This window comes from Microbacterium schleiferi, from assembly GCF_015565955.1.
GTDB lineage: Bacteria > Actinomycetota > Actinomycetes > Actinomycetales > Microbacteriaceae > Microbacterium > Microbacterium schleiferi_A.
This window is the reverse complement of the sequence record NZ_CP064760.1, coordinates 312,714-338,606: the sequence shown is the minus strand read 5'-3', so window position 1 is coordinate 338,606 and position 25,893 is coordinate 312,714. Positions and strand designations below refer to the sequence as shown.

The 25,893-nt window shown below is 69.2% G+C and carries 15 protein-coding genes and 4 pseudogenes; 6 read left to right on the top strand and 13 right to left on the bottom strand.

The genetic code is table 11. The features are described 5' to 3' along the window. Positions 1-94: 94 nt before the first annotated feature. The 3 genes and pseudogenes from IT882_RS01660 to IT882_RS01650 form a co-directional block, all read right to left on the bottom strand. Entirely contained in the window at positions 95-583 is a 489-nt protein-coding gene (locus IT882_RS01660) for a DUF5979 domain-containing protein (RefSeq protein ID WP_195692899.1), read from the bottom strand. Positions 584-636: 53 nt separating this feature from the next. Continuing rightward, positions 637-1,566 (bottom strand): thioester domain-containing protein, encoded by a 930-nt coding sequence (locus tag IT882_RS01655; protein WP_195692898.1) that lies wholly within the window; start codon positions 1,564-1,566, stop codon positions 637-639. Positions 1,567-1,679: 113 nt separating this feature from the next. Continuing rightward, positions 1,680-2,009 (bottom strand): annotated as a pseudogene (locus IT882_RS01650) (cupin domain-containing protein); the annotation flags it as partial. 435 nt (positions 2,010-2,444) lie between these two features. Between IT882_RS01650 and IT882_RS01645 the strand changes: the two are divergent. Next, a pseudogene (locus IT882_RS01645) lies at positions 2,445-7,196 on the top strand (ATP-dependent helicase). Then, the gene (locus tag IT882_RS01640; protein ID WP_195692897.1) at positions 7,189-7,962 is read left to right on the top strand and encodes an Fpg/Nei family DNA glycosylase; all 774 of its coding nucleotides are present in this window, start codon (positions 7,189-7,191) and stop codon (positions 7,960-7,962) included. Before IT882_RS01645 ends, IT882_RS01640 begins: the two are co-directional and overlap by 8 nt. A gap of 28 nt (positions 7,963-7,990) precedes the next feature. Here IT882_RS01640 and IT882_RS01635 read toward each other — a convergent pair whose 3' ends face one another. Next, a complete protein-coding gene (locus IT882_RS01635) occupies positions 7,991-8,692 on the bottom strand; it encodes a YitT family protein (protein ID WP_195692896.1) in 702 nt (233 codons plus the stop codon). Between the two features lie 189 nt (positions 8,693-8,881). Between IT882_RS01635 and IT882_RS01630 the strand changes: the two genes are divergently transcribed. After that, positions 8,882-9,289, top strand: coding sequence for a transferase (locus tag IT882_RS01630; RefSeq protein WP_195693990.1), 408 nt, complete (start codon positions 8,882-8,884; stop codon positions 9,287-9,289). A 108-nt stretch (positions 9,290-9,397) separates the two neighbouring features. Continuing rightward, positions 9,398-10,048 (top strand): LysR family substrate-binding domain-containing protein, encoded by a 651-nt coding sequence (locus tag IT882_RS01625; RefSeq protein WP_195692895.1) that lies wholly within the window; start codon positions 9,398-9,400, stop codon positions 10,046-10,048. 151 nt (positions 10,049-10,199) lie between these two features. Here the strand turns inward: IT882_RS01625 and IT882_RS01620 are convergent, their stop codons facing one another. The 8 genes and pseudogenes from IT882_RS01620 to xylA form a co-directional block, all read right to left on the bottom strand. Beyond that, complete coding sequence (locus tag IT882_RS01620) at positions 10,200-10,697, bottom strand: glutaminase (RefSeq protein ID WP_229382233.1); 498 nt, start codon at positions 10,695-10,697, stop codon at positions 10,200-10,202. Positions 10,698-10,701: 4 nt separating this feature from the next. Then, complete coding sequence (locus IT882_RS01615) at positions 10,702-11,892, bottom strand: cation:proton antiporter (RefSeq protein WP_195692894.1); 1,191 nt, start codon at positions 11,890-11,892, stop codon at positions 10,702-10,704. Between the two features lie 35 nt (positions 11,893-11,927). After that, a pseudogene (gene treZ, locus IT882_RS01610) lies at positions 11,928-13,738 on the bottom strand (malto-oligosyltrehalose trehalohydrolase). A gap of 101 nt (positions 13,739-13,839) precedes the next feature. Next, positions 13,840-16,202: pseudogene (gene treY / locus IT882_RS01605) on the bottom strand (malto-oligosyltrehalose synthase); the annotation flags it as partial. Between the two features lie 2 nt (positions 16,203-16,204). Continuing rightward, positions 16,205-18,415: a glycogen debranching protein GlgX gene (gene glgX, locus IT882_RS01600; RefSeq protein ID WP_195692893.1), complete on the bottom strand. Its 2,211-nt coding sequence runs from the start codon at positions 18,413-18,415 to the stop codon at positions 16,205-16,207. A gap of 119 nt (positions 18,416-18,534) precedes the next feature. Next, entirely contained in the window at positions 18,535-19,257 is a 723-nt protein-coding gene (locus tag IT882_RS01595) for a GTP pyrophosphokinase (RefSeq protein WP_195692892.1), read from the bottom strand. Positions 19,258-19,359: 102 nt separating this feature from the next. Then, positions 19,360-20,694, bottom strand: a complete 1,335-nt coding sequence (gene xylB, locus IT882_RS01590; RefSeq protein ID WP_195692891.1) for a xylulokinase — start codon at positions 20,692-20,694, stop codon at positions 19,360-19,362. A gap of 156 nt (positions 20,695-20,850) precedes the next feature. Continuing rightward, positions 20,851-22,038 carry a xylose isomerase gene (gene xylA, locus IT882_RS01585; RefSeq protein WP_195692890.1) on the bottom strand — a complete coding sequence of 396 codons (1,188 nt, stop codon included), beginning with the start codon at positions 22,036-22,038 and terminating at the stop codon, positions 20,851-20,853. 90 nt (positions 22,039-22,128) lie between these two features. Between xylA and IT882_RS01580 the strand changes: the two genes are divergently transcribed. Beyond that, positions 22,129-23,322: an ROK family transcriptional regulator gene (locus tag IT882_RS01580; RefSeq protein WP_195692889.1), complete on the top strand. Its 1,194-nt coding sequence runs from the start codon at positions 22,129-22,131 to the stop codon at positions 23,320-23,322. Here IT882_RS01580 and IT882_RS01575 read toward each other — a convergent pair. Continuing rightward, complete coding sequence (locus tag IT882_RS01575; protein WP_195692888.1) at positions 23,279-23,665, bottom strand: response regulator transcription factor; 387 nt, start codon at positions 23,663-23,665, stop codon at positions 23,279-23,281. The genes IT882_RS01580 and IT882_RS01575 overlap by 44 nt on opposite strands. A 100-nt stretch (positions 23,666-23,765) precedes the next feature. Here IT882_RS01575 and IT882_RS01570 point away from each other — a divergent pair, with 100 nt between their 5' ends. Next, the gene (locus IT882_RS01570) at positions 23,766-25,802 is read left to right on the top strand and encodes an ATP-binding protein (protein ID WP_195692887.1); all 2,037 of its coding nucleotides are present in this window, start codon (positions 23,766-23,768) and stop codon (positions 25,800-25,802) included. The last annotated feature ends 91 nt before the right edge of the window (positions 25,803-25,893 follow it).

The window sequence follows — 25,893 nt, the reverse complement described above, 5'->3', positions numbered from 1 at the left end:
AGCTAACTCCTCAATATCAGCGGTGGGACGCCTGTCCACCGACCTCCCAGCGGTGGTTTGACGCCGAGCATGAGGAGTTCGCCACGGCGGGCGGCTACCGTCGCGCTCGCGCCCGCCGCCGGGTGTGGTCGACCACGATCAGGGCCGCTCCCGCGACGAGCAGAATGGCCGGCATCGCCCAGGATGGCGCGGCTGCGGCACCCGTGTCGGGAAGCCGCGTCGACGTGGGGCTCGGGGTGGGGGTGGGGGTCGGGGTCGGAGCGGCGAAGGTGTCGGTCACCGTCACCGAGACTGTCGAGGATGCAGCGGCGACGACGGATGCCGGGACGATCGTGGTCGAGGCCAGCACGGCATCCGCGGTGTGGCCGTCAGCCGTCTGGCTCGCGGTGCATGTCGCCCCGGCGGGAACGGCCGAGAGCGTCACGACGCGGGTCGTGCCGGCGGCAGCACCCGCGGGCAGGGTCCCGGAGTCCTCGATGACGGTCGCGCCATCGTCGCAGCGGGCCGTCACCGAGATAGCACCCTGTCGACCCGCGGCGGCGCCGGCGACCGTGACATCGACAGCGAACCAGCCGGCGGCCATCGGTGAGATCGCGGCATCCGCACGGATCGGAATCGTCGCCTGAGCGGCGAGGATCAGCTTCTGCGCGCTGCTTCGGCCAGGGTTTCCCCGTCGTAGAGGAAGACGTTGCCGGCCTCGACGGTCTGGGATGTTTCGAGCGTGAATCCCTCATCGGCGGCCGTCGACACGTACCGGGCCCACAGCGAGGAACCCTGCGCCACCGCGGCGCCACCGGCGACGGGCGCGGTGCCGGCGGCATCCGAGAACATATCGAGTCCTCGGATCGAGATCGTCGATGATGACACCGATCCGCCCACGGCGAAGGGCCCGACGATGTCGCCGGTCGTGGGCACAGTTCCGCTGTCGGGTGTGATCGTGAGGGTCGGCAGCGGCGGCGCGGGCGTTGATCCGCCAGCCAGAGCCGTCTGGGTTGCCTGGACGATGTCGCGGATCGCCGCGTGCTGCGCCGGATAGCCGAACTGCGGCACGACGAATTGATCGGTGAAGTACCAGATCGCGCCCTGGACGGCGGCGACCTTCTCGGCATCCGTCGACAGGGCTGGCATCCCGGACACGACCGGGTAGTAGTTGTTGAGGATGTAGGTCACGTAGTCGAGATTCGGCACGTTCGCCGAGGTCCAGTCCCCGAGTTCGTAGTGCACGCCGATCTCGGTTTCGGTGGCCAGGTCGATGCAGTAGGTCAGGATGTCGCCGGGGCTACTCGACTCGGGATCGTTGAGCACGATCTGCGCCGTCTCGACGGTGCGCCCCGATCCGGTGATCGTCGTTGGATATGGAGTCTGCGGATCCGTGATCGCTGTCTCCTGTGCACCGTAGAGACCACCCTGGTGCCGCATCGCGACGATGGTCGCCTCGGTCGAAGGCTGCGGCGGGTCACCGACACCGGGACCTAAGCCCGGTTCAGCAAGGGCGGGGCCGGCTCCCGTGCCGACCAGGATGGCGGCGATCAGGGCTGCGGCGAGGACGGTTGGGGTGGTGCGCATGGGGATCCTCCGCGTGCCACTCTCCCACATCCGTCGGGTCGCCCGCCGTGCCGCGGCCCCGGGCTACTTGCATGGTGTCGGCGCCCATGGACGCGCAGCAGGGCGCGACGCGCTCACTGCGCGTCTGGCTCCCCTGCGTAGTAGTCCACAGCATCCACGTCACGGAAAATCGTGGTCGGTCGCGCCCTGGTGTACGCCATCGTCTTGCCGGAGTCCGGGTATCCGATCACATCCGGGTCGCCGGTCGTGTCCACGTCGACATAGCGCAGCGGCTCCGGCCCGGTTGCAGTGATGCGGTGCGCGCCTGCCGGCCCGGGCGGAAAGACGACGACCTCTCCCGGCCCGACGTCAAACTCGGCGTCCGGGGTGCGCACCCGACCCGTCCCCGACAGGATGACGTACGCCTCCGTGATGCCCGCGTGCCAGTGATAGGGGAAGGCTGACTGCCCCGGGGGATCTCCATGAACGCCACCTGAAGTTGCGTTCCCTCCTTGGGGACGACGACGTGCTTTGCGAACGTGAAACGCCCGCGATCCGAGTGCCGCGCTGGGAAGTCGTTCTGTCGTCCGTGTACCACCTGGTCGAGTGCCATGGCTGCTCCTTCGCTCGGAACGTCACGGTACTGGACCAGGCGGCTCACGTCGATGGCGGCTACCGCGTTGCGGGAACGCCGATCGCGACACCTGCGCGGCGCACGGTGTTCATCCGCGTCAACGCCGCAACGAACTCCGCAGTTTCTGCCGACGTTCGCAAGAATCCGGCCCGCCGGTGCGATTCAGGGCAGACTCTGCGGACTTCGCGACCAAGATCCACGACATCCGCGACCGGCAGTATCCGCGACGGGGCCGGATGTCGGGGGTGCGCGCGAAGATAGGGGGATGGCGGATGTGCTCGAGAGGTTCGGTCCTGCCACGCAGGACTGGTTCCGCGGCGCCTTCACCGCACCGACGCCCGCCCAAGCCGGGGCGTGGGAGGCGATCTCGGCTGGCCGGCACGCGCTCGTGGTCGCCCCAACCGGGTCGGGCAAGACGCTGTCGGCGTTCCTGTGGGCCATAGACCGGGTCTTCCGCGAGAAGGCTGAAGGCTCGCAGGATGCCGCGGGCACCCGCATCCTCTACATCTCGCCGCTCAAGGCCCTCGGCGTCGACGTCGAACGAAACCTCCGCTCGCCGCTGGTCGGTATCGATCAGGCAGCACGGCGCCGCGGCCTCACCCTCCCCGGAGTCTCGGTCGGCGTGAGATCAGGCGACACGCCCTCGGCGGAGCGGCGCAAGCTCGTTGCTTCGCCTCCCGACATCCTGATCACGACGCCCGAGTCGCTCTACCTCATGCTCACGAGCCAGGCAGGTCGAACGCTCACCGGCGTTCATACGGTGATCGTCGATGAGGTCCACGCCGTGGCCGCGACCAAACGTGGCGCGCACCTGGCGGTGAGCCTCGAGCGCCTGGACGCCATGATCCGCGCCGAGAACCCGGACGCGGCACAGGTGCAGCGCATCGGACTGTCAGCCACCGTGCGGCCGATCGACGAAGTCGCGCGGTTCCTGGGCGGCGCTGCTCCCGTTGAGATCGTTGCGCCGCCGGCATCCAAGACCTTCGACATGCGCGTCACCGTGCCGGTCGAAGACATGCTCAACCCGCCGCCAGCCGCGACATCCAGCACCGGAGGCCCGGGCGGCCGGTCGACGGATGCCACACCGCCGACGCCGGCATCAGGCGAGGACTGGTACGCGCCGTCCGGGGGCGGCGCGACCCGCCCCGAGAACACCGAGATGACCGGATCGGTGTGGCCACACGTCGAAGAGGCGATCGTCGACCGCGTCCTCGAACACCGGTCAACGATCGTCTTCGCGAACTCCCGGCGCCTGGCGGAGCGCCTGACCGCGCGACTCAACGAGATCTACGCCGAACGGCTCGGGGTGGAGCTTCCCCCGCCGGCCATCGCCGCCGCGATGCCCGCCCAGGGCGGACAGACTGCCGGGGCCGGGCCCGTCCTCGCGAAGGCGCACCACGGCTCGGTCTCCAAGGAGCAGCGGGCGCTCGTGGAGGAAGAGCTCAAGGCCGGCATCCTGCGGTGCGTCGTTGCCACCAGCAGCCTGGAGCTGGGCATCGACATGGGCGCCGTGGACCTCGTCATTCAGGTCGAGGCGCCGCCGAGTGCGGCATCCGGCCTGCAGCGCATCGGCCGCGCCGGGCACCAGGTCGGCGAGATCAGCCGCGCCTCGCTGTTCCCCAAGCATCGCTCGGATGTGCTGCACACCGCGATCGTCACGGAACGGATGCTGGCGGGCCAGATCGAGGCCATCCAGGTGCCGCAGAACCCGCTCGACATCCTCGCGCAACAGACCGTCGCAGCATCCGCGCTTGCACCCCTCCACGTCGAGGAGTGGTTCGAGACGGTCAAGCGCAGCGCGCCGTTTCGGGCACTACCGCGATCGGCTTTCGAGGCCACCCTCGACCTGCTAGCGGGCCGCTTCCCGTCCGACGAGTTCGCCGAGCTCCGGCCCCGCGTCGTGTGGGACCGGGATGCCGGCACCCTCACCGGCCGCCCGGGCGCGCAACGCATCGCCGTCACAAGCGGCGGCACGATTCCCGACCGCGGCATGTTCGGCGTGTTCGTGGCGGGCGAGAGCCAGAACGCCCGCGTCGGCGAGCTCGACGAAGAGATGGTCTACGAGTCGCGGGTGAACGACGTCTTCACGCTGGGCACCACCAGTTGGCGGATCGTCGAGATCACGCACGATCGGGTGAATGTGCTTCCCGCGTTCGGACAGCCCGGGCGGGTGCCGTTCTGGCATGGCGACGGGATCGGCCGCCCCGCTGAGCTCGGCGAGGCCCTCGGCGCCTTCACCCGCGAGATCGCGGCCGCAGCGCCCCCGTCGCTGACGCGCGACTCACGGGTGCCGGGCTCGAGCCGAACGCGAAGACCAACCTGCTCGCGTACCTTGCCGACCAGCGCGAAGCCACCGGTACCCTTCCGACCGATCGGAGCCTCACCGTCGAACGTGGCCGCGACGAGGTCGGCGACTGGCGCGTCATCCTGCATTCCCCGTATGGAATGCAGGTGCACGCCCCCTGGGCTCTCGCGGTCAACGCGCGAATTCGGGAACGGCTCGGCGTCGAAGGGTCTGCGGTCGCGAGCGACGACGGCATCATCGCGCGGGTTCCCGACACGACGAGCGAACCGCCCGGCGCCGAGCTGTTCGTCTTCGATGCCGACGAGCTCGAGCCGCTCATCACACAGGAGGTCGGCGGTTCGGCGCTGTTCGCATCGCGGTTCCGCGAGTGCGCCGCGCGGGCGCTCCTGATGCCGCGCATGAACCCGAACCGCCGCAGCCCGCTCTGGCAGCAGCGGCAGCGGGCCGCCCAACTCCTCGAGGTCGCGCGGCGGCATCCGACCTTCCCCGTGATCCTCGAGACCCTGCGCGAAGTGCTGCAGGACGTATACGACGTGCCGGCGCTGCTTCGGATCACCCGCTCGATCGCCGACCGCCGCATCCGCCTCATCGAGGTCGAGACCCCGCAGCCCTCGCCGTTCGCCCGCGACCTGCTGTTCGGCTACGTCGGCGCGTTCATGTACGAAGGCGACTCGCCGCTTGCCGAGCGCCGCGCCGCCGCCCTCGCCGTCGACCCGGCGCTGCTGTCGGAACTGCTCGGCACCGTCGAGATGCGGGAACTCCTCGATCCCGACGTCATCGCGCAGTTCGAAGCCGAGGCTCAGCACGTCGCGCCCGACCGCCGAGTCCGTGGTCTTGAGGGCGTGGCCGACCTGCTCCGCCTGCTCGGGCCACTGTCGGCGGCCGAGGCCGCCGAGCGACTGGTGTCAGCATCCGGTACCGCCACCGAGAGGGAAACGTCCGAGGCTGAGTCCCCCGGCCCCGCGGCAACTGTCGCCGAGGCCAGGGCCCACCTCGAGACGCTCGTGGCCAGTCGCCGGGCGATCGAGGTCACGATCGCGGGTGTCGACCGGGTCGCCGCCATCGAGGATGCCGGCCGTCTGCGCGATGCGCTCGGTATTCCGCTCCCGGTCGGCATTCCGGTCGCGTTCCTCGAACCGGTCGCTGACCCCTTGGGTGACCTGGTCGCCCGTCAGGCCCGCACGCACGGGCCTTTCACGACGGCTGCCGTCGCCGAGCGGCTCGGCATCGGCAGCGCCGTCGCGCGGCTCACTCTGCTGCGGCTCGAAGCGCAGGGCCGCATCACGAGCGGATACTTCCTGCCCGCGTCGTCCGCGCTCGACGGCGGTGAGAACGAGTGGTGCGACACCGAAGTGCTGCGTCGCCTGCGGATGCGCTCACTCGCCGCGATCCGCGGGAGCATCGAACCGGTGCCGCAAACCGCGCTCGCCCGCTTCCTCCCCGCCTGGCAGCACCTGACGCGCCCCTCGAGGGCGTCGACGGCGTGCTTGCCGCGATCGAACAGCTGGCCGGCGTTCCGGTCCCTGCGAGCGCCTGGGAGTCCCTCATCCTGCCGGGGCGCGTGCGCGACTATCGCCCCGCGCTCCTGGATGAGCTCACCGCGACCGGCGAGGTCATCTGGTCGGGGCACGGGACACTCCCGGGGCGAGACGGGTGGATCGCGCTGCACCCCGCTGACACCATCTCGCTGAGCCTTCCCACCCGAGCGAGCGACGACATCGCCGCGGATTCGCTCGAGGCCGCCATCCTTGACGCGCTCGCCGGCGGCGGGGCGTACTTCGCGGGGCAGCTGCGCGCTCTGACGGATGCCGCGAACGAGCAGTCGGTCGTCGAGTCGCTGTGGGCCCTCACCTGGGCGGGACGGGTCACGAACGACACGTTCGCTCCCGTGCGCGGTCTGCTCTCGGGCGGATCGCAGGCGCATCGCAGCGCACGTCGCGCCCCCGCGCGCGGATGTTCCGCGGGTCATCCATCGCCGCGACTCTCCCTCGTCCTGCCGCGGCCGCCCCGCGCGCGAGCACGGGAGGTTCGGGAGCGAGCGGACGCTGGTCGCTCCTCCCGGACGCCGAGCCGGAGCCCACCCTCCGCGCGGCGGCGACGGCAGGCATCCTGCTCGACAGGTACGGCGTCGTCACCCGCGGGTCGGTGCAGAGCGAGGCGGTGCCCGGAGGGTTCGCGCAGGTGTACCGCACCCTCGCGGATGCCGAGCGCGCCGGGCACTGTCGCCGCGGGTACCTCGTCGAAAGGCTCGGCGGGGCCCAGTTCGCGGCATCCGCGACCGTCGACCGCCTGCGCGAGTTCGCTGCCGTTCCTGACCCCGCACCACTGACGGCGATCACCCTCGCCGCCACTGACCCCGCGAACGCCTACGGCGCCGCGCTCGCCTGGCCGGCGATCGACGGCGTCGGCCACCGGCCAGGCCGCAAGGCAGGAGCTCTCGTGACGCTCGTCGACGGCGAACTCGCGCTCTACCTCGAGCGCGGAGGCAAGTCTGCCCTCGTCTTCAGCGCCGACGACGCGGTGGTGACGGCCGCGACAGCCGACCTCGCGGCGACCGCGCGAGTCCGACACCTCGACACCCTCACCGTCGAGCAGGTCAACGGCGAGCCTGTCTACGGCACCGCGTTCGCGCGAGCACTGCGAGATGCAGGCTTCGTCGAGACCCCGCGCGGGCTCACCCTGCGCAAAGCGTCGGGGTCGCCGCGTGCCTGAGGGCGATACCGTCTTCCGGGCGGCACGGATGCTGGATGCTGCGCTGGCCGGCGGAACCGTGACGCGATTCGACCTGCGGGTGCCGCAGCTGGCGACCATGGACCTCACGGGCGAGACCGTCCACAGTGTTGTCCCGCGTGGGAAGCACCTGCTGGCCCGGATCGGGTCGTGGACGCTGCACTCGCACCTCAAGATGGAGGGCGAGTGGCACCTCTACCGCCCGGGTGAGCGCTGGCGGGCACCCGCCTTTCGGGCGCGGGCAATAGTCGCGACGACGGATGCCGAAGCCGTCGGGTTCGACCTCGCCGAGCTCGCGCTGGTTCCCACCGACCGTGAGAGCGAGCTCGTCGGATACCTCGGACCCGACCCCCTGAGCGACGCGTGGAACCTCGACGAGGCGGCCCGGCGGGTGGGCGCCGACTCGCGAGCTATCCATGTGGCTGTCCTCGACCAGCGCAACGTCGCCGGGTTCGGGAACGTATACGCCAACGAGATGCTGTTCGTGCGCGGCATCCATCCCGAGACGCCGGGAACCGACGTCGACGCGCGGGGCGTGCTCGAGGTCGGCACGCGGATGATCCGCGCGAACCGCGACCGCGTCGAGCGCACCTTCACGGGAGTCGACCGCCGCGGTGAGCGGATGTGGGTCTACGGCCGCGAGAGGAGGCCGTGTCGCCGATGCGGGACGCCGATCCTATCGGGCTCGCTCGGCGCCGACCCGACGCGGGAGCGCAACGTCTTCTGGTGCCCGCGCTGCCAGACGTGACTCCCGCGTCGGCCGCGGGGCAGATCGGTCAGTGCCCGATGTAGCGGCCCGGACGATGGTTCATGGCCAGCACCAGGTTGAGCACGACGGCACCGAGCGCGCTCAGCACGACGTTGGGCCACGGCACCACCAGCAGAGCCGCGGCCACGATGATCACGTCGAAGATCATCTGGGTCCATCCGGCTCGGAACCCCCACCGGTCCTGCACGATGAGCGCGACGATGTTGATGCCGCCCAGGCTCGCCCGGTGCCGGAACAGGATGAGCAGACCGACCCCCGCCAGCAGGTTCCCTCCGAGAGTCCCATAGATCGGGTTCAGATCCTGGATCGGGAACAGGGCGTGATGCACGACCGACCAGCTCGAGACCATGGCGATCGCGATCGCGGTGCGGATCGTGAAGCTCCAGCCGCGCTGCCAGGCCGCGAGCGCAGCGAACGGCAGATTGATGATGAGGAACAGCATCCAAAACGGCAGGCCGGATGCGTACTGGATCAACAGGGACAATCCGGCAGTGCCACCGGTCACGGCCTCGGATGCTTGCAGCAGGTAGAGCCCGAGCGACGCGGTGAACGTGCCGGTGAGGATGCCGAGGATATCCTCGGCGGGCGAGTGGGCGGTGGCACGCTCGTCGAACACGAGCGTCGGCGTGGTCTCCGGGGCGGGACGTGCGTGCTGTTCCGGGGTCGCCGGTTCAGCATCGGGCGCGTGGCCGAGATCGTCGGTTGGCATGCCTCCCATTCTCTGCCAATCCGAAATCGCAACCGTTCCGAACAGTTGTCAAGCCGGGAGACGACGAACCCGAGATCCGGCACCATTGCCGCTACGCACTCATCAGCGGCACACGGATGCAGGGGAATGAATCTCCGTACCACGGCGTTGGGGATCGTACTGGGGCCGAACGGCCCCGTGGAGGAGATCGTGGGCAAGAACTACGTCGACATCGAGAACGACCACGGCGAGACACTGCGGTATCGCAAGCACGCCAACGGCCGAGGACTGATCGCGCACGGGGCCAAAGTGCACCCGACGGCGATCGTTGAGGCTGGCGCGTATGTCGAACCGGGAGTTCAGATCGCCGCGGGCGCACGCATCGGACGTGGCGTGTGGGTCGAGTCCGACGCGCTGATCGGGCCGGAGGTCATCGTTGCGCCGCACGCGCACATCGGCCCCGGCGCAGCGATCGGCGCCGGCGCCAAGATCGGCATCCGGACGGTGATCGGCGCTCATGCGCGCGTCGCCGTCGGGTCTCTGCTCGGCGACGACGAAACCATCAGCGAGAACGAACGCGTCGCTACTGACCGTCGCGGCCTCCGACTCGCCGCCTGAGGCGGCAGCGACGGCAGCCGTCGTTCGCGACGGCGGGAGCGAACCCGAGGGCGAACGGCCCGGACGCCGAGCACCCGATGCCCGCGAGCGCCAGATACCCTGAACGGCATGGGAAGGCGCGACCGATCGAACCGGAAACAGGACGCTCCTCCAGCGACACCACCGGCCGAGGTCTTCCGGCTGGGCGCCGTTCCCGGTGCGACGCCGGGCAAGTGGATCTCGCTGTGGCGCGAGCGGATGCCGCGGACGCGGCTCGACCTGGTTGAGATCGCCCCGACCGATCAGCGATCGGCGCTCCTAGGAGGGCAGGCCGACGCGGCTCTGATTCGCCTGCCGGTCGAGAGGACGCACCTGCACGTGATCGCGCTCTACGACGAGGTTCCGGTGGTCGTCATGTCCACGGACTCCGCGCTGACGGTGGCTGAGGAGCTGTCGCCCGACGACCTTGCCGGTGAGGTGCTGATCACGGCGGACGATGACGTGCTTGGTTGGCCCGTTGCGGGCACCCGGGAGCCCGCGTTCGCGGCTCCGGCTGAGACGAAGGCTGCCATCGAGCTGGTCGCGACCGGCGTCGGCATCCTGATCGTCCCCATGTCACTCGCGCGGCTGCACCACCGCAAGGACGTGACCTACCGTCCTCTCACGGACGGCCCGACCTCGACGGTCGCCCTCGCGTGGCCCGAGGATCGGACCACCCCCGAGGTGGAGACCTTCATCGGCATCGTGCGCGGGCGCAGCATCCGTTCCTCCCGGTCCTGATCCGCGGCATCCGGCGGCATCACCCACGGGCGCAGGCGAACTCCGCAAGGCAGGACGATTCACCCCCGAATCCTCCTACCTCGGTGATTTCTCCGACCTCGGCGACGGGCCGCCGCGAGTGGTGGGGCGACGCCGCGTGCCGGAGACGGGGTCAGGTGGCACCCTGGGGCGGATGCCGAAGCAGCTCGACCCGCTCGCGAACGTAGCTGTCGGCATCCGTGAAGCCCCCCGCGGCGCTCCAGCGCACGCGGAGCTGCCCATCGATGACAGCGAGCGGCAGATCCGCGGATGCCGGTTCGTCGAGCGTCGAGACATCGAGCCGGCGCCACCCGAGGTGCACGGCGGTTCCGGGCAGGATGCCGCCGCGAAACGCGGCCTCTGCCAGCCCTGCCCGCGCGCGCTGGGACTCCGCCGTGTATCCCCGCCGCGCCGGCTCGCGCGAGCGCACGACCTCACCCGTCGCGTACAGGTCCTCGGCGCCGAGGAGCAGAACACCGAGGTGCCAGACCTCGTCGCGGAGCGCGACCCGTGGCGAACGCGGGATGCCGAGCATCCGTGGCGTCACGACCTCGCCGAGCAGTTCCCGCGGAGTATCAGCGAGTTCGGCTCGCGCCCCCGCGAGAAGCTCGGTCAGGTCACCGGGTCGCACCGGGTCACACCGCGTCGTCGAGCTCAGCAGGGACGGGGCGGACGCGCTCGCCCCGCAGCAGCATGCCGACAAGCGGATAGATCAGCACCGACAGCATCCCCGCGGTGACGAACAACGCCGCCTGCGCCGATGTGAGGAGCTTCTCGTCGACGCCGATCGCGGTGACAGCAACGATGATCGGCAGCCCCGTCGCGCCGAGCAGCCCGAGGGCGACGCGGTCGCGAACGCTCGAGCCCGGCGGCGCGACGAGCAACGAGGGAAGCCCGCGCACGATCAGCAACGCAAGGAGCACCACGGGCACGAACAGCAGCAGCATGGGATTGGCCAGCAGCGCGGCAAGGTCGAAGGTGACACCGGTGTAGATGAAGAAGATCGGCACAAGGAACCCGAACGCGATGCCCTCGATCTTGCTCTCGACGGCTTCGCGGTTCTCCTCCGACGCGTCGCGCATCATCAGCTGCCACACGATGCCCGCGGTGAACGCACCCAACAGGATGTCGAGGTCGAGCGCGATGCTCAGCGCGAGCAACGCGCCCAGGATGAGGAAGACAACACGGATGGCGTACTGACCTGACGTGTGCAGGGTCGCGCTCACGACTCGGTGCATCATGCCGTGGGGGATGCGGAAGGCCAGCCAGATCGCCAGCCCGGCGATCACGAGGAAGCCCGCGAGCACGATGGAGGCTACGCCGGGGTCGCGTCCGCCCAGGAAGACAGAGATCGCGACGAGCGGTCCGAACTCGCCGACCGCGCCGACGGCCGCGACGGCCTTTCCGAACGGGGTTTTCAGTTCGCCGGCGTCGCGAAGGATGGGAAGGATCGTCCCGAGGGCCGTCGACGACAGCGCGATGCCGATGATGATCGCCGCCCCCAGCGGACCCACGAACAGGCCGATGAGGATGCCGATCCCGAGCGAGAGGAGCCATCCGACGGCGGCGTTGCGGCCCGTCCGTCCCCGGAAGGCCGCGAAGTCGAGCTCGGCCCCGGCGACGAAGAACAGCATCGCCAGCCCGAACTGCGCCATCGTCGCGAGAAACTCGATCGGTTCGACCCAGGCGAGAACGGACGGCCCGACCAGAATGCCGAGCACGAGTTCGAACACCACGATCGGAACCGCGAACCACCGCCCGATCACCCGAGTCACCAACGGAGCGAGCGCTGCCAGAAGGGGAACGATCAGGAGGTTCGCGGCCATCCCCTCACGATAGCGAGCGCGACGCCGCCCGCGGCTCAGGGTCGGGCGGGGCCTACGATCGCGGCAGAGTCGGGGGCGAGGGTGATGAAGGATGCCGCGCCTGGCGATTCATGCCGGAGTGCGGCTTCAGCGCTCTCAGCGAGGCCTGAGGCATCCGGAGTTCCCGTGTGCAGCAGAACCACGGCATCCGGCGGGGCCGCGAAGGTGTGCGATGCCCCGGTGAGGTTCACGAGTACCGAAAGCTCGCCGCGTTGGAGTACGAACCACCGTGCTCGCGGGTCCTCACTGTCGGCGCCGCTTCCCGACAGGGCGTCGCAGTCGGCGAACAGCGGGTCCGTCAGCTCGGGCCGCTCCCGACGCAGAGTCGCGAGGTCGCGGTAGAGCTGCAGCAGTCGCGCGTGGTCGACGCCCACCTCCGGCGAGGTGGATGCCTCGGCCCAGTTCAGCGTTGACCGGCGGAACGTTTCGGGATCCTGCGGATCGGGCACGATCGCCGGGTCCCAGCCCATGCGCGCAAACTCCTCGACGCGACCGGTCGCGGTAGCCTCGCCGAGTTCTGGCTCCGGATGCGACGTGAAGAACTGCCACGGCGTGGAGGCCCCCACTCCTCGCCCATGAACAGCATCGGCGTGCCCGGGGTGGTGAGGGTGAGGACGGCAGCGATGGCGAGCCGGTCGGTGGAGAGGGTCTGGCTGAGCCTGTCACCGGCGGCGCGGTTGCCGATCTGATCGTGATCCTGGCCGAAGGTGACCAGGCGCCAGGTGGGAACCGCGGGCGGGATCGGGAAGCCGTGATCGCGCCCCCGGAACGACGAGTAGGTGCCGTTGTGGAAGAACCCCTCGGTCCAGACCTTCGGGAGGGCGCCGAGCGCGCCGAAGTCCTCGTAGTACCCCACGGTCTCGCCCGTGATCGCGACGTGCAGCGCGTGGTGGTAGTCATCGCTCCACTGCGCGGTCAGCCCGTATCCGCCAGCCTCCCGCGGCAGGATCAGGGTCGGATCGTTCATATCGGACTCCGCGATGAGGCTCAGCGGCGTGCCCTGATGGGCGGAGAGCGCGTCGGCGGCCTCGGCGAGTTCCTGCAGGATGTGGGTCGGGCTCTCGTCGTGGAGAGCGTGGACGGCATCCAACCGCAGTCCGTCGACGTGATAATCGCGCAGCCACATGAGCGCGTTCTCGACGATGTAGTCGCGCACCTCGCGCGCGTCCAGGTTGACCGACAGACCCCAGGTGTTGCGGGCGGCATCTCGCAAGTACGGCCCGAACTCGGGCAGATAGTTGCCGCTCGGCCCGAGGTGGTTGTAGACGACATCCTGGATGACCGCGAGGCCCGCGGCGTGCGCGGCATCCACGAACCGCTGGTAGGCCGCGGGGCCGCCGTAGGCCTCGTGCACGGTGTACCAGAGCACGCCGTCGTAGCCCCAGTTCCAGACGCCGTTGAAACCGTTGACCGGGAGCAGCTCGACGTGCGTGACCCCGAGCGAGACGAGGTGATCGAACCGCTCGATCGCCGCATCCAGGGTGCCGTCGGGAGTGAAGGTGCCCACGTGCATCTCGTAGATGAGGCCGCCCGCCAGTTGGCGCCCGGTCCACGCGGCGTCGGTCCACGAGAAGGCGTCGGGGTCGAAGAACGCGGAGGCCTCGTGCACGCCGCGGGGCTGGCGACGCGAGCGCGGGTCGGGGCGCAGGTCATCACTGTCGCCGAGGACGAACCCGTACTCCTCACCGTCGGCCAGGAGTACCTCGGCAGCCCACCACCCGCGCACCCCCAGCGTCATCTCCAGATCCGGATGCCCAGGTCTGCGCATCCAAACCCGCTCCGCTCGGGGCGCCCAGACGTCGATCATGCGTCCTCCGTTCGTGTCAGCGCTTCCCCCAGACCCGAGACACCGTGGCCTGCGTCAGACACCGCGCGAGCCGGGGTGTCTGGACGCACGGCAGGAGTCTCGCGGGTCAGGAGTGCGACCGGGTAGTCGCGCAGAACCTCCGCCACCGGCAGCTCGCCGCCGGGATACGCGCGTCCCGTGAGCGCGTCAGTCCAGGTGCCGCCCGGGATCAGCATCCGGGTATCGCCCCAGCCGCCCCGCGAGGCAAGCCCGACGGGGAGGCGCGTAGCCACGGCGATCGCCCCGCCGCGGTCGAACGCGATGGCGTGGTCGGATGCGTCGCCGAGCAGCTCCACGGGAAGATACCGCGTGAACAGCTCGGGATGCTCGCGGCGCAGCCTTAGCGCGCGCGAGGTGACGAGAAGCTTCGCGGCCCCGGCCCCGTCGATGGGGGCATTCGTCCCTCGTCGGCGCCACGGTTGAGGTCGGCGAGCATCGCCGCGCGCTGCTCGAAGTCGACGGCGCGGCGATTGTCGGGGTCGACGAGCGAGGTCTCCCACAGCTCGGACCCCTGGTACACGTCGGGAACGCCGGGCCCGGCAAGCTGGATGAGCTTCGCCGTGAGGGAATTGCTCCACCCGGGCTGGGCGATCTCGGCGACGAAACCCTCGACCCGTTCCCGGCCCGGACCATACGCGGCATCCACGACCGCGTGCATCCGTCGCTCGAAGTCGGCATCCGGATTCCACCACGTCGTCGCTTCCGCAGCCTCGCGCGCGGCCTTCTCGGCGTAGGCGTGCAGCCGCTCCGGCGTTGCCGGCCACGAGCCGATGATCGCCTGCCACAGGAGCGCGTCGAACGGGCCATGGCCCGTCGAGGCGATACCGCGCAGCTCCTCGAGCACGGCAGCCCAGCGATGCGGGATCTCGGCGAGCACGGAGAGCCGCGCGCGCACATCCTCGCCGCGCTTGGTGTCGTGCGTCGACAGCGCCGTCATCGATGCGGGCCGCTGCGCCTGCCGCCGGGCGAACGCCTCGTGTAGGCCCGCGACGGGTAGCGAGAACACCGACGGGTCGCCGCCGACCTCGGTGAGGGTGCCGAGCCGGGTTGCGCGGTAGAACGCGGTGTCTTCGACCCCCTTGGCCATGACCGGGCCCGTCGTCTGTTGGAAGCGGCGCGCGACCTCGAGCGTCGGGTCGGCCAGCAGCGGCGCAAGGGCCTCGATCGCTTCGCGGAGGTCGGGGCGCCGTTCGGATGCCTCGGCGAGCGCGGCCACGAGCGCCTCGCGCCCGGCCGGGAGGTAGGAGCGGTACACCGGGAAGCACGCGAGGATCTCGGCCAGGGCGTCTGCGGCATCCGCGACCGGCTCGGGAAGGCACCGCACGAGCCGGTTGATCTCGCTCCGCTGGATGGTGTCGGCGATCATGCGTTTGGTCTCGTGGATGAGATCTGGCCAGGTCGGTGTGGGTGGCAGGTCAGTCGCGCTGCGCAGGCGCTCATCGAGCGCGTCGAGCGCCCCTTCGCCGTCGGGGTCGATGAGGACGCGATCGATCTCGGCCATGGCGTCGTAGCCGGTCGTGCCGTCGGTGTCCCACCACGCCGGGAGCAGCTCCGGATGCGGCGTCGCGCTGTGCTCGAGGATCTTCTCGACCAGCGTGTACCGGCGCCCGGTGAGCGCGCCGAGTTTTTCGAGGTAGCCGCCGGGGTCGACCAGCCCGTCCGGGTGGTCGATACGCAACCCATCGGCCAGCCCCTCACGGAACCACCGGGCCACCTCCTTGTGGGCCTCGTCGAACACGACGGGGTCCTCGACCCGCACGCCGGCGAGAGTCGAGACCGCGAAGAACCGGCGGTAGTTCAGCTCGGATGCCTCCAGCTGCCAGAACAGGAGCTCGAAGTGCTGGCGGGCGAGAACCTGGCGCACGGCATCCGGGTACGAGGTCGCCTCCGCCGGAGCCGTGCCCTCCGCAAGCGGAAAGACATGGTCGAAGTACCGCACGGTGCCGTGCGGTGCGAGCGCCGTCGGCGCCGGATCCACCCGGATCTCCATCGCATCGATGACCTCGTCGGCCTCCGATCCGAGCACGGGCACCCGCACCCTGCCGCCGCCGAACTCCCAGTCGATGTCGAACGCGGCGGCGTAGCGAGAGTCCCGCCCGCGCAGCAACACGTCCCACCACCACGGGTTCTGGGTCGGGTCGGAGATGCCCATGTGGTTGGGGACCGTGTCAATGAGGATGCCGAGCCCGGCCGCGCGTGCGGCAGCCGTGAAGCGTTCCAGGCCGTCACCGCCGCCCCGGGCTGGATCCACCCGCGTGGGGTCCACGACGTCATAGCCGTGATCAGAGCCGGCCGTGGACTGCAACAGGGGCGAGAGGTAGACCCAGCCCACGCCGAGATCGCGAAGGTAGCCGAGGACGGCCGCGGCGGCATCCAGGTCGAACGCGGCGCGGATCTGCAGGCGGTACGTCGACGTGGGATGCATCACTACCTCGTCATTTCCTCTTTGGGAGCAGCTCCCGGTACCTCGTCGATCTGGATCGTGCCCGTCGACAGCGACGCCGCGACGAACCTGTCGACCTCGACCTCTTCCTCGACGTGCTCACTCAGGACCACCACCGACTTGGAGGCGAGCTCGACGCCCGCGCCCGGGCGGACGGGTTCGGTGTTGGCGAGCGTCCCGGCGGTATCCACCAGCACATCCCAGTTCGGGCTGAACTCCACATCGGGGAGGATGAACTCCACCGGCTCGTCGCCGGCGTTGAACAGGATGAGGAAGTGCGCATCGGTGATGGGCTCGCCGCGTCGGTCCCGCTCCCGGATGCCGTTGCCGTTGAGGAAGACCCCGATCGACCGACCGAATCCGGAGTCCCAGTCCTCGGGCTGCATCTGCGTGCCGTCGGGCCGCAGCCACACGATGTCGGGGATGCGCTCGACCTCTTCACGGCGCACGGGGCGGCCGTCGAAGAAGCGGCGGCGGCGGAACGTGGGGTGGTCGCGGCGCAGCCTGGCCAGCGCTGACGTGAAGTCGATCAAACCCGAATCGACGTTCTCCCAGTCGATCCACGTGAGCTCGTTGTCTTGCGCGTAGCCGTTGTTGTTCCCCCGCTGGGTGCGGCCGAGCTCGTCACCGTGCAGCAGCATCGGCACGCCCTGAGACAGCAACAGAGTGGCGATGAAGTTGCGCTGCATCCGTACCCGCAGGTCGTTGATCTCCGGATCGTCGGTCGGGCCTTCGACCCCGAAGTTCATCGAGCGGTTGTCGTCGGCGCCGTCGCGGCCGTCCTCGCCGTTGGCGTCGTTGTGCTTGTGCTCGTACGAGACGAGGTCGCGCAGGGTGAACCCGTCGTGGGCGGTGACGAAGTTGATGGATGCCACGGGCCACCGACCCGAGTGCGCGTAGAGGTCGCTGGAGCCGGTCAGCCGGGAGGCGAACTCCCCGAGAGCCTGGGGCTCGCCGCGCCAGAAGTCGCGGACGGTGTCGCGGTACTTGCCGTTCCACTCGGTCCACTGCGGCGGGAAGTTGCCGACCTGGTAGCCGCCGGGGCCGACATCCCAGGGCTCGGCGATGAGCTTGACCTGGCTGACCACCGGGTCCTGCTGCACGAGTTCGAAGAAGGTCGCGAGCCGGTCGACGTCGTAGAACTCACGGGCAAGAGTTGCCGCGAGGTCGAACCGGAAGCCGTCGACGTGCATCTCCAGCACCCAGTACCGCAGCGAATCCATGATGAGCTGCAGCGCGTGCGGGTTGCCGACATTGAGGCTGTTTCCCGTGCCGGTGTAGTCGGTGTAGTACCGCTTGTCGTCATCTTCGAGCCGGTAGTACGCCTCGTTGTCGATGCCGCGGAACGACAGCGTCGGCCCGAGGTGGTTTCCCTCAGCGGTGTGGTTGTAGACGACATCCAGGATCACCTCGATGCCGGCCTCATGAAGCGCCCGCACCATCCCCTTGAATTCCTGCACCTGCTGACCACGCTGGCCGGAGGAGGCGTACGTGTTCTGCGGTGCCAGGAAGGCGATCGTGTTGTAACCCCAGTAGTTCGACAGACCCTTGTCTTCGAGGATCGAATCGTTGATGAACTGGTGTACCGGCAGCAGTTCGATCGCCGTGACACCGAGCCGCTTGAGGTGCTCGATGATCAGCGGATGCGCGATCGCGCTGTAGGTGCCGCGGATCTCGTCCGGAATGTCCGGGTGGCTCATCGTCAGGCCCTTGACGTGGGCCTCGTAGATGAAGGACTCCGAATACGGGATGCGCGGCGGGCGGTCGCCGCCCCAGTCGAAGAAGGGGTTGATGACGACGCCCTTCATCATGTCGGCGCCGGAGTCGTCGTCGTTGCGGGAGTCGGGGTCGCCGAAGGTGTAGCCGAAGACCGATTGGCCCCAGTTCACCTGGCCGTCGACGGCCTTGGCATACGGGTCCAACAGCAGCTTGTTCGGGTTGAAGCGCTTGCCGGATGCGGGGTCATACTCGCCGTGGACGCGGTAGCCGTACCGCTGTCCCGGCGCGACGTTCGGCAGGTAGGCGTGCCAGACGTAGGCATCCACCTCCAGCATGTCGACGCGGGTCTCGCGACCGCGCTCGCCGAACAGGCACAACTCGACACGATCCGCGCCCTCGCTGAAGAGCGCGAAGTTGGTGCCGTTCCCATCGAAGGTCGCACCCAACGGATACGCCGACCCAGGCCACGTCTGCACTCGGTACCTCTTCCTGATGGGGTTCCCACACTAGTCGAGCCGTGATTCGGGACGGGGGTGGTTGCTGTCGGCAGCACCGCCCTGGTAGAGCGTGGAGCGTGTGGGGGTCGGCGTGAGGTTCAGACCTCGAGGGTGCGAGGCGGGGCGGGGCGGATGCCGTGCACCTGCCGGTGCAGGCGCTGCATCCGTTCGTCAAGTTCGGCGGCGCTGGCTGCGGCATCCTTCAACTCCGCGAGGAGCGTCTCGGGCACCTGGCGGTCGAACTTGTAATAGATCTTGTGCTCCAGGCTCGCCCAGAAGTCCATGGCGATCGTGCGGAACTGCACCTCGACCGGCACGTCCACCCGGCCCGTCGAGAGGAACACGGGAACGCGCACGATCGCATGCAGGCTCTTGTAGCCGTTGGGTTTCGGCGCGGCGATGTAGTCCTTGACCGAATGCACCTCGATGTCGTCCTGCTGCGTGAGCAGATCGAAGAGGCGGTAGGTGTCGGCCACGAAACTGCACGTGACCCGGATGCCGGCGATGTCGGTGATGTGCGTGCGAATCGAGGAGAAGTCTCCGTCGATGCCTTTGCGTCCCACCTTCGCGACGAGACTATCGGCGGATTTCACGCGACTGGAGATGTGCTCGATCGGGTTGTAGTCGTGCAACTGCAAGAACTCGTCCCGCAGAATCTCGACTTTCGTCTCGATCTCTTTCAGCCCGAACTGGTACGGCAGAAGGAACCGCTGCACCTCGTCCCGGGCCGCGCGCAGTTGCGAGAGCGAGACGGTCACCTCGTCGGATTCCAGCTCCGGGAGCTGGGGGATCGCGGGGTCCGTGGCCGGCGCGTGACTCATGCCTCCAACCTACGAACCGCGGGTACGAGATCGCTGTGAACCGCGCTCCGGATGCAGGTTCCTGGCCCGCCCCTGCAGTCGCACGGTCGGGGAGAGCGCGTGTCAGGCGAGGACGGTCGCGGCCTGACGGGCGGCGCCCAGGGCGACGTACTCGGCGGGGGTCGGGACCTCTACCGGCATCCCGAAGACCGATGGGGCGATCACGCGGACCGCTTCGGACTGCGCGCCGCCGCCGATCAGGAGCGCCCGCCGGAGCGGCACGCCCAGATCGCGCAGCGCATCCAGCCCCGCCGCAAGTCCCGAGAGCATGCCCTCGACCGCGGCGCGCGCAAGATTCTCGCGGGTCGTCGAGGCCAGCGTCATGCCCGTCAGCGATGCCGTCGCGTCAGGGAGGTTCGGCGTGCGCTCGCCCTCGAAGTAGGGCACGAGGGTGAGGCCTGCAGCACCGGGCTCCGCGGCGAGCGCCAGGGTGCTCAGCTGCGCATGGTCGGCACCCAGGATGCCGCCGATCGCGTCGAGCACCCGGGCGGCGTTGAGGGTCGCAACCAGCGGGAGGAAGTGGCCGCTCGCATCCGCGAAACCGGCGACCGTGCCGGACGGATCGATCGTGCGCTGCGCACTGACCGCGAAGACCGTACCGCTCGTTCCGATCGAGACCACGACATCACCGGGACCGGCGCCGACCCCGAGGGCCGCGCCCGCGTTGTCTCCCGCGCCGGGGGCGACACGACGTCCGTCGGCATCCAGGACCCACTCACGCGGTCCGAGCACCCGCGGCAGCACGGCATCGTGGCCGAGCGCCGCCAAGAGGAGGTCGCGGTCGTAGCCGTCGTCCACGAGCTTCCCTGACGCGTCTGCCTGCCAGTCATCCGGCGACCAGTACCCGGTGCCCGAGGCATCCGAGCGGTCCGTCACGAGTTCTTCGAGCACGGGCCCGCGCGGTGAGTCGCCGCGGGGGCCGAACCCCCGCAGCCGCCACGTCAGCCAGTCGTGCGGCAGGGCCACGGCGGCGACCCGCGCGGCATTCTCGGGCTCGTGGTCGCGGAGCCACCGGAGCTTCGTGATCGTGAACGATGCCACCGGCACGAGGCCTGTGCGGTGGGCGAGATGCTCGGCGCCGAACTCGGCGATCAGGTCGGCTGCCGCACTGGCCGATCTGGTGTCGTTCCAGAGCAGCGCCGGACGGATGACCTGCCCCTCGGCATCCAGCACGACCATGCCGTGCTGCTGGCCGCCGACCGACCACGCAGCGACATCGTCGATCCCGCCGGCCGCGGCGATCGCCTCCTGCAGCGCGTCCCACCAGGCGACGGGGTCGACCTCGGTGCCAGCCGGATGGCTCGCACGGCCCTCGCGCACGATGACGCCGCTGTCGGCGTCCATGATCACGACCTTGCACGACTGCGTCGACGAGTCGACGCCCATCACGAGTGCCATCGCTTCTCCTCAGGTGTTCTCGGGCGCCGTCGCGGTCGGTAACTCCTCAACGTCGGGGGCCGTCGGGCCGGATCGGCGAACCACATCCGGCCCGAGCCGCGAACGATGAGGAGTTAGCCGCCGCGGGCAGCAGAGCCGGCGCGGTCGTTCGGTCGCTTAGCGGGCGCCCATCAGGTGCTCGGTGGCGAGCTGCTGGAGGCGGACGAAACCGAAGCCCTTGGCGCCGAAGTACTGCGACGGGTCGAAGTCCTCGTAGGCCGACCGGTCAGCGAGCAGGTCGTCGTAAGACTCACCCGCACCCAGGGTCGTCACCGACAGCTCGGGAACACGGGATGCCTCGAGCGCCTCCTGCACCTCGGGGTCAGCGCGGAATGCCTGCGCCCGCTCCTTCAGGAGCAGATAGGTGCGCATGTTCGCGGCGGCAGAATCCCACACGCCGCTCTCGTCCTCGGTGCGGCTGGGCTTGTAGTCGAAGTGGCGCGGACCCTCGTAGGCCGGCCCACCGTTCGGGCCGCCGTTTTCGAGCAGGTCCACGAGGGCGAAGGCGTTGTGGAGGTCACCGTGACCAAACACGAGGTCCTGGTCGTACTTGATGCCCCGCTGGCCGTTGAGATCGATGTGGTACAGCTTGCCGTGGTAGAGCGCCTGGGCGATCCCGGCGGCGAAGTTCAAGCCTGCCATCTGCTCGTGGCCGACCTCGGGGTTCAGGCCCACGAGCTCGGGCCGCTCGAGCGAGTCGATGAACGCGAGCGCGTGCCCGACGGTCGGAAGCAGGATGTCGCCGCGGGGCTCGTTGGGCTTGGGCTCGATCGCGAAACGGATGTCGTAGCCCTTGTCGGTCACGTAGTCACCGAGGAGGTTGACGGCTTCGCGGTAGCGCTCGAGGGCGGCACGGATGTCTTTCGCGGCGTCGTACTCTGCGCCTTCGCGCCCGCCCCACATGACGAAGGTCTTCGCGCCGAGCTCGGCAGCAAGGTCGAGGTTGCGCAGCACCTTGCGGAGCGCGAAGCGGCGAACCTGGCGATCGTTGGAGGTGAAGCCGCCGTCCTTGAAGACGGGAGCCGAGAAGAGGTTGGTGGTGACCATCGGGATGATCAGGCCGGTGTCGGCGAGGACCTTCTTCAGACGATCGATCTGCGTCTGGCGCTCGGCGTCGGTCGACCCGAAGGCGAACAGGTCATCATCGTGGAAGGTGAGGCCGTAGGCGCCGAGCTCGGCGAGCTTCTCGACCGCATGGACGACATCCAGTGCCGGTCGGGTCGGCCCACCGAAGGGGTCGGCGCCGTTGTAGCCGATGGTCCAGAGACCGAAAGAGAACTTGTCGGCGGGGGTGGGCGTGGGCATGACTGCTCCTTTGCACGAGGCACGCGGGTTATGTTGTCAAAGACAACCTATACCACGACGGATGCCGCCGCCATCCCCTACAGTGAACGCATGATCGAGCCGGGAACCGACAGCGTCAGGACCCGCAATCTCGCTCGCATCCTCGGACAGGTTCATCTCGAAGGGCCCCGGTCGCGCGCGGCATTGACCCTCGCGACGGGCCTCAATCGCTCGACGATCGCTGACCTGGTAGCCGAGCTGTGCGCACGCGGTCTTGTGACCGAGACCGCACCCGACCCGTCACGACGCGTGGGGCGCCCCTCGCCGATCGTCGCGGCTGATCCTCGGATCGTCGCGATCGCCGCCAACCCCGAGGTCGATGCCGTCACGATCGCCGCGGTCGGCCTCGACCAGTCGATCGCCGCGCGGCTCCGGATCGAGCGCACCGAGCTCGTCTCACCCGAAGAGACGGCGGCGCTCGTGGCCGAGACGATCGCACACTGGCGGGACGCCGCCTTGTCAGCTCACCGCATCGTGGGCGTGGGTGTCGCGGTTCCCGGGCTCGTCCGGGCGCGCGACGGCCTCGTGCGCACCGCTCCCCACCTCGAGTGGCACGACGCACCGATCCGCGAACTCGTGGCCGATGCCACGGGGCTGCCGACAGCCGTCGACAACGACGCGACCCTCGGCGCGATCGCCGAGCACCTCTACGGCGCCGCCCGGGGCCTCGAGCATGTTGTCTATCTCAACGGCGGCGCCAGCGGCATCGGTGGGGGGCTCATCGTCCACGGGATGCCGGTGCGCGGTGTCTCCGGCTACGCCGGCGAGTTCGGCCAGAACCGCCCTGGCATCGCCGCCACGACCGACCAGCAGGCCCCTGAGGGCGTCCTCGAAGACGAGGTCAGCCGCGCGCGTCTCCTGCGGACGCTCGGGCTCACAGGCGTTGACGATCCGACGCTGGCGGCGGCCCTGGCAGCATCTGGCGACCCCGCCGTCGCAGCCGAGACCGACCGGCAACGACGAGTCCTCGCGACCGCGCTTGCCAACGCCGTCAATGTCCTCAACCCCCGCGCGATCGTGCTCGGTGGCTTCCTCGCGATGCTCGCCGAGGGCGCCGCCGACCAGCTCACCGGCCTCGTGCGGTCGCAGTCGATGCCCGCGAACGCCGAGGATGTCGACATCCGCGCTGCGGTCCTCGCGGATGATCGACTTCTGATCGGCGCCGCCGAGGCCGCGTTCGCGGGGCTGTTGGCAGATCCCCTCAGCCAGCTTCGGGATCGCCCTGATCCGGAAGCAACGCGGTAACAGCGTCCAGCAACTCCACCTTCGAGAACGGCTTGGTCACGACGGCAGAGAATCCCTGCGCACAGGCGTAGTCGTGCTCGGCAGGGTCTGACCGAGCGGTGAGAAGAAGCAACGGCATGGAGGCCAGTGCGGCATCCGCCCGGACGGCCTGCGCGACCGCGATACCGTCAAGGCCGGGCATCATCCAGTCGACGACGGCGAGGTCGGGTTTGGCGGACTGGATAGCCTCGAGTCCCGACGTGCCGTCGTAGTACTCATCGACCTCATGGCCTGCGCGCTCGAGACGGATCGCGACGAGGCGGACGATGTCCGCGTCGTCATCGATGACAATAATGCGCGCCACCCGACCCCTCCGTTTCGCAAAAGACTGCTTCAGACCTGCGAAAGGCCTTGCTGTGAGCCATGCTAGTCCGAAGGGGTGGGCAGGTCAGAAGGGATCGTGAATGACGCGGCCTAGCGTTGCAGCGACGGTTCGCCTGGCGCCGCCGGTCTGGCGAGCGGTCTTCGTCACCGGACTGGTCGCGCTGGGCGGGGTACTCGCCGTCGTGTTCGCTCTCGAGCAGCGTGGCGAGATGAGCCTCGCCTGGTGGTGGCCGACGGCAGCCATCGGCGCCGTCGCGGCGGCGGCGTCACCGCGACGATGGCGATGGCTGACCGCGATCGGGGTGGGTCTGGCCTCAGGCGTGGGCTCGGCCGTCGCCGGTCGTCCCCTGCTGGTGATCGTTCTGGGCGCGATCGGCACGGCGGCCGAGGCGTGGCTGGTTGCCACGGCCCTCTCGAGCGAACAGGACCGCCCTCGGCTGACCACGCTGAGGGATGTCGGCCGTTTCGCGATCGCGGCGATCAGCGGCGCCGCACTCGTGGGGGCCCTGATGGGAGTCGCTCGCGAATTCAGCGGCGGCGACTTCGTCGAGGTCTTCTGGACGATCGGCTCGTCACACCTCTCGGCGATGGTCTTGATCGCTCCTCTCGGGCTCATCGCCATCCCGCGCGTGGCGTCAGTGCGGTGGTGGCGCAGCATCGTGCTGACCGTCGCGATGCTTGCAGCCACAACCGCGGCGTTCTTCCCCGGCACCCCCGTCGCGGTTCCCATTCTCGCCATGCCGCTGATGGCATGGGCGGCGGTTGCCGAGCCCATGTACTTCGTCGCGGTGCAGCTACTCGCCGTGGTCGGCACTGCTGCGGGGTTGACCGTCATCGGTGGCGGCGCGTACGCCGCCGCAAGTCCCGACCTCGCGACAGCGACAGCGCTCCAGGTCTTCACGATCTGCCTGGGCGCGACGACGCTCGCGATTTCGGCATCCCAGAACGACAGACGCGCACTCGAAAGCAAGCAGATGGCGGTGTCCCACCTGTTGCACGATGCGTTCCGACAGTCCAAGAGCGGCTTCGCGATCTTGCAGGAAGACGCTCCGGGCAAGTACACCGTTCTTGAGGTCAACGCCTCAGCCGTCGTGATGCTGCGCAGCGAATTCGAACGCTCGGACACGGGGCGGTGGCGTTTGCGCGAGGACGCGCTCCTGCGCCCCTCGCTCTCGGAGGCCACCTACGACGTCTCGGTGACGGTGGACTGGGAAGAGGTCGCACCGGGCAACCCGCCAGCCACGATCACCATCGACGCGGTCAATCGAACGGGCTTGAACCGCGTGCTCCTCGTCTCCGTGCAGGACCTGCGCCCCCTCCGCGAAGCCGAGCGGGAGATGGAATGGCGACTGGAACGAGAGCGTCAGGTCAGCAGAACGTTCCAGGCGCTCACGCAGCAGAAGGTCGACTTCGTCGCGAGCGTCACGCACGAACTTCGAACCCCGATCACCTCGATCCTCGGGTTCGCCGAGGAGCTCAGCGACACGACGGATGACCCGAGCGTTCGCGCTCAGGTCGACGTCATCCTGCGCAATGCGACGCGGCTGCGCGGGGTGATCGACGATGTTCTGCTGGTTTCCAAGCTCAGCCGCGGGCCCGCTGCGGCTGACGCCCTGCCGGTCATGGATGCGGGTCTCGCTCTGCAACGCAGCATCGAGGATGCCAAGCACAGCATCCAGCATCGCAAACTGCGGGTCGCCACGGAGATCGAGGCGGATCTCCCCGTCCACGGGCGTGAGATCGACCTCACCCGCGTGTTCACCAACATCCTCACCAACGCGATCAAGTTCTCACCCGACCGCGGAACGGTGTCGGTCGTCGCCTACCGCACCGATCACCAGGTCGTCGTGACGATCTCGGATGAGGGCGAGGGAATCGCCGACGAGGACCTGACGCACATCTTCGATCGGTTCTACCGAAGCTCTTCGAGCACGAGCCGTGGCGTGCCGGGGACAGGTCTCGGGCTCGCGATCGTCAAGGAACTCCTGTCGGTCATGGACGGCAAGATCGAGTTGGCTCGGGCAGAGCCGGTCGGCACCTGCGCGCAGATCACGCTTCCGATCGCCGATGTCGGTGCGCCCCCGCATCCGAGTGATTCGGACACGCCGGCACGCTGAGTCGCCCGTTCCCTACCGGCGCAGCGGCAGCGCACGACGATCCTTCCCGTGGCGGTCACGCCGGGTCCACCGCACGAGGGGGAACCGTTCA

What these genes read in the sequence shown, in the direction of transcription:
- IT882_RS01660 (WP_195692899.1), bottom strand. Translation starts at nt 583, where the DNA reads ATGGCCGCCGGCTGGTTCGCTGTCGATGTCACGGTCGCCGGCGCCGCC.
- IT882_RS01655 (WP_195692898.1), bottom strand. Translation starts at nt 1,566, where the DNA reads ATGCGCACCACCCCAACCGTCCTCGCCGCAGCCCTGATCGCCGCCATC.
- IT882_RS01635 (WP_195692896.1), bottom strand. Translation starts at nt 8,692, where the DNA reads ATGCCAACCGACGATCTCGGCCACGCGCCCGATGCTGAACCGGCGACC.
- IT882_RS01625 (WP_195692895.1), top strand. Translation starts at nt 9,398, where the DNA reads ATGGGAAGGCGCGACCGATCGAACCGGAAACAGGACGCTCCTCCAGCG.
- IT882_RS01615 (WP_195692894.1), bottom strand. Translation starts at nt 11,892, where the DNA reads ATGGCCGCGAACCTCCTGATCGTTCCCCTTCTGGCAGCGCTCGCTCCG.
- IT882_RS01595 (WP_195692892.1), bottom strand. Translation starts at nt 19,257, where the DNA reads ATGAGTCACGCGCCGGCCACGGACCCCGCGATCCCCCAGCTCCCGGAG.
- xylB (WP_195692891.1), bottom strand. Translation starts at nt 20,694, where the DNA reads ATGGCACTCGTGATGGGCGTCGACTCGTCGACGCAGTCGTGCAAGGTC.
- xylA (WP_195692890.1), bottom strand. Translation starts at nt 22,038, where the DNA reads ATGCCCACGCCCACCCCCGCCGACAAGTTCTCTTTCGGTCTCTGGACC.
- IT882_RS01580 (WP_195692889.1), top strand. Translation starts at nt 22,129, where the DNA reads ATGATCGAGCCGGGAACCGACAGCGTCAGGACCCGCAATCTCGCTCGC.
- IT882_RS01570 (WP_195692887.1), top strand. Translation starts at nt 23,766, where the DNA reads ATGACGCGGCCTAGCGTTGCAGCGACGGTTCGCCTGGCGCCGCCGGTC.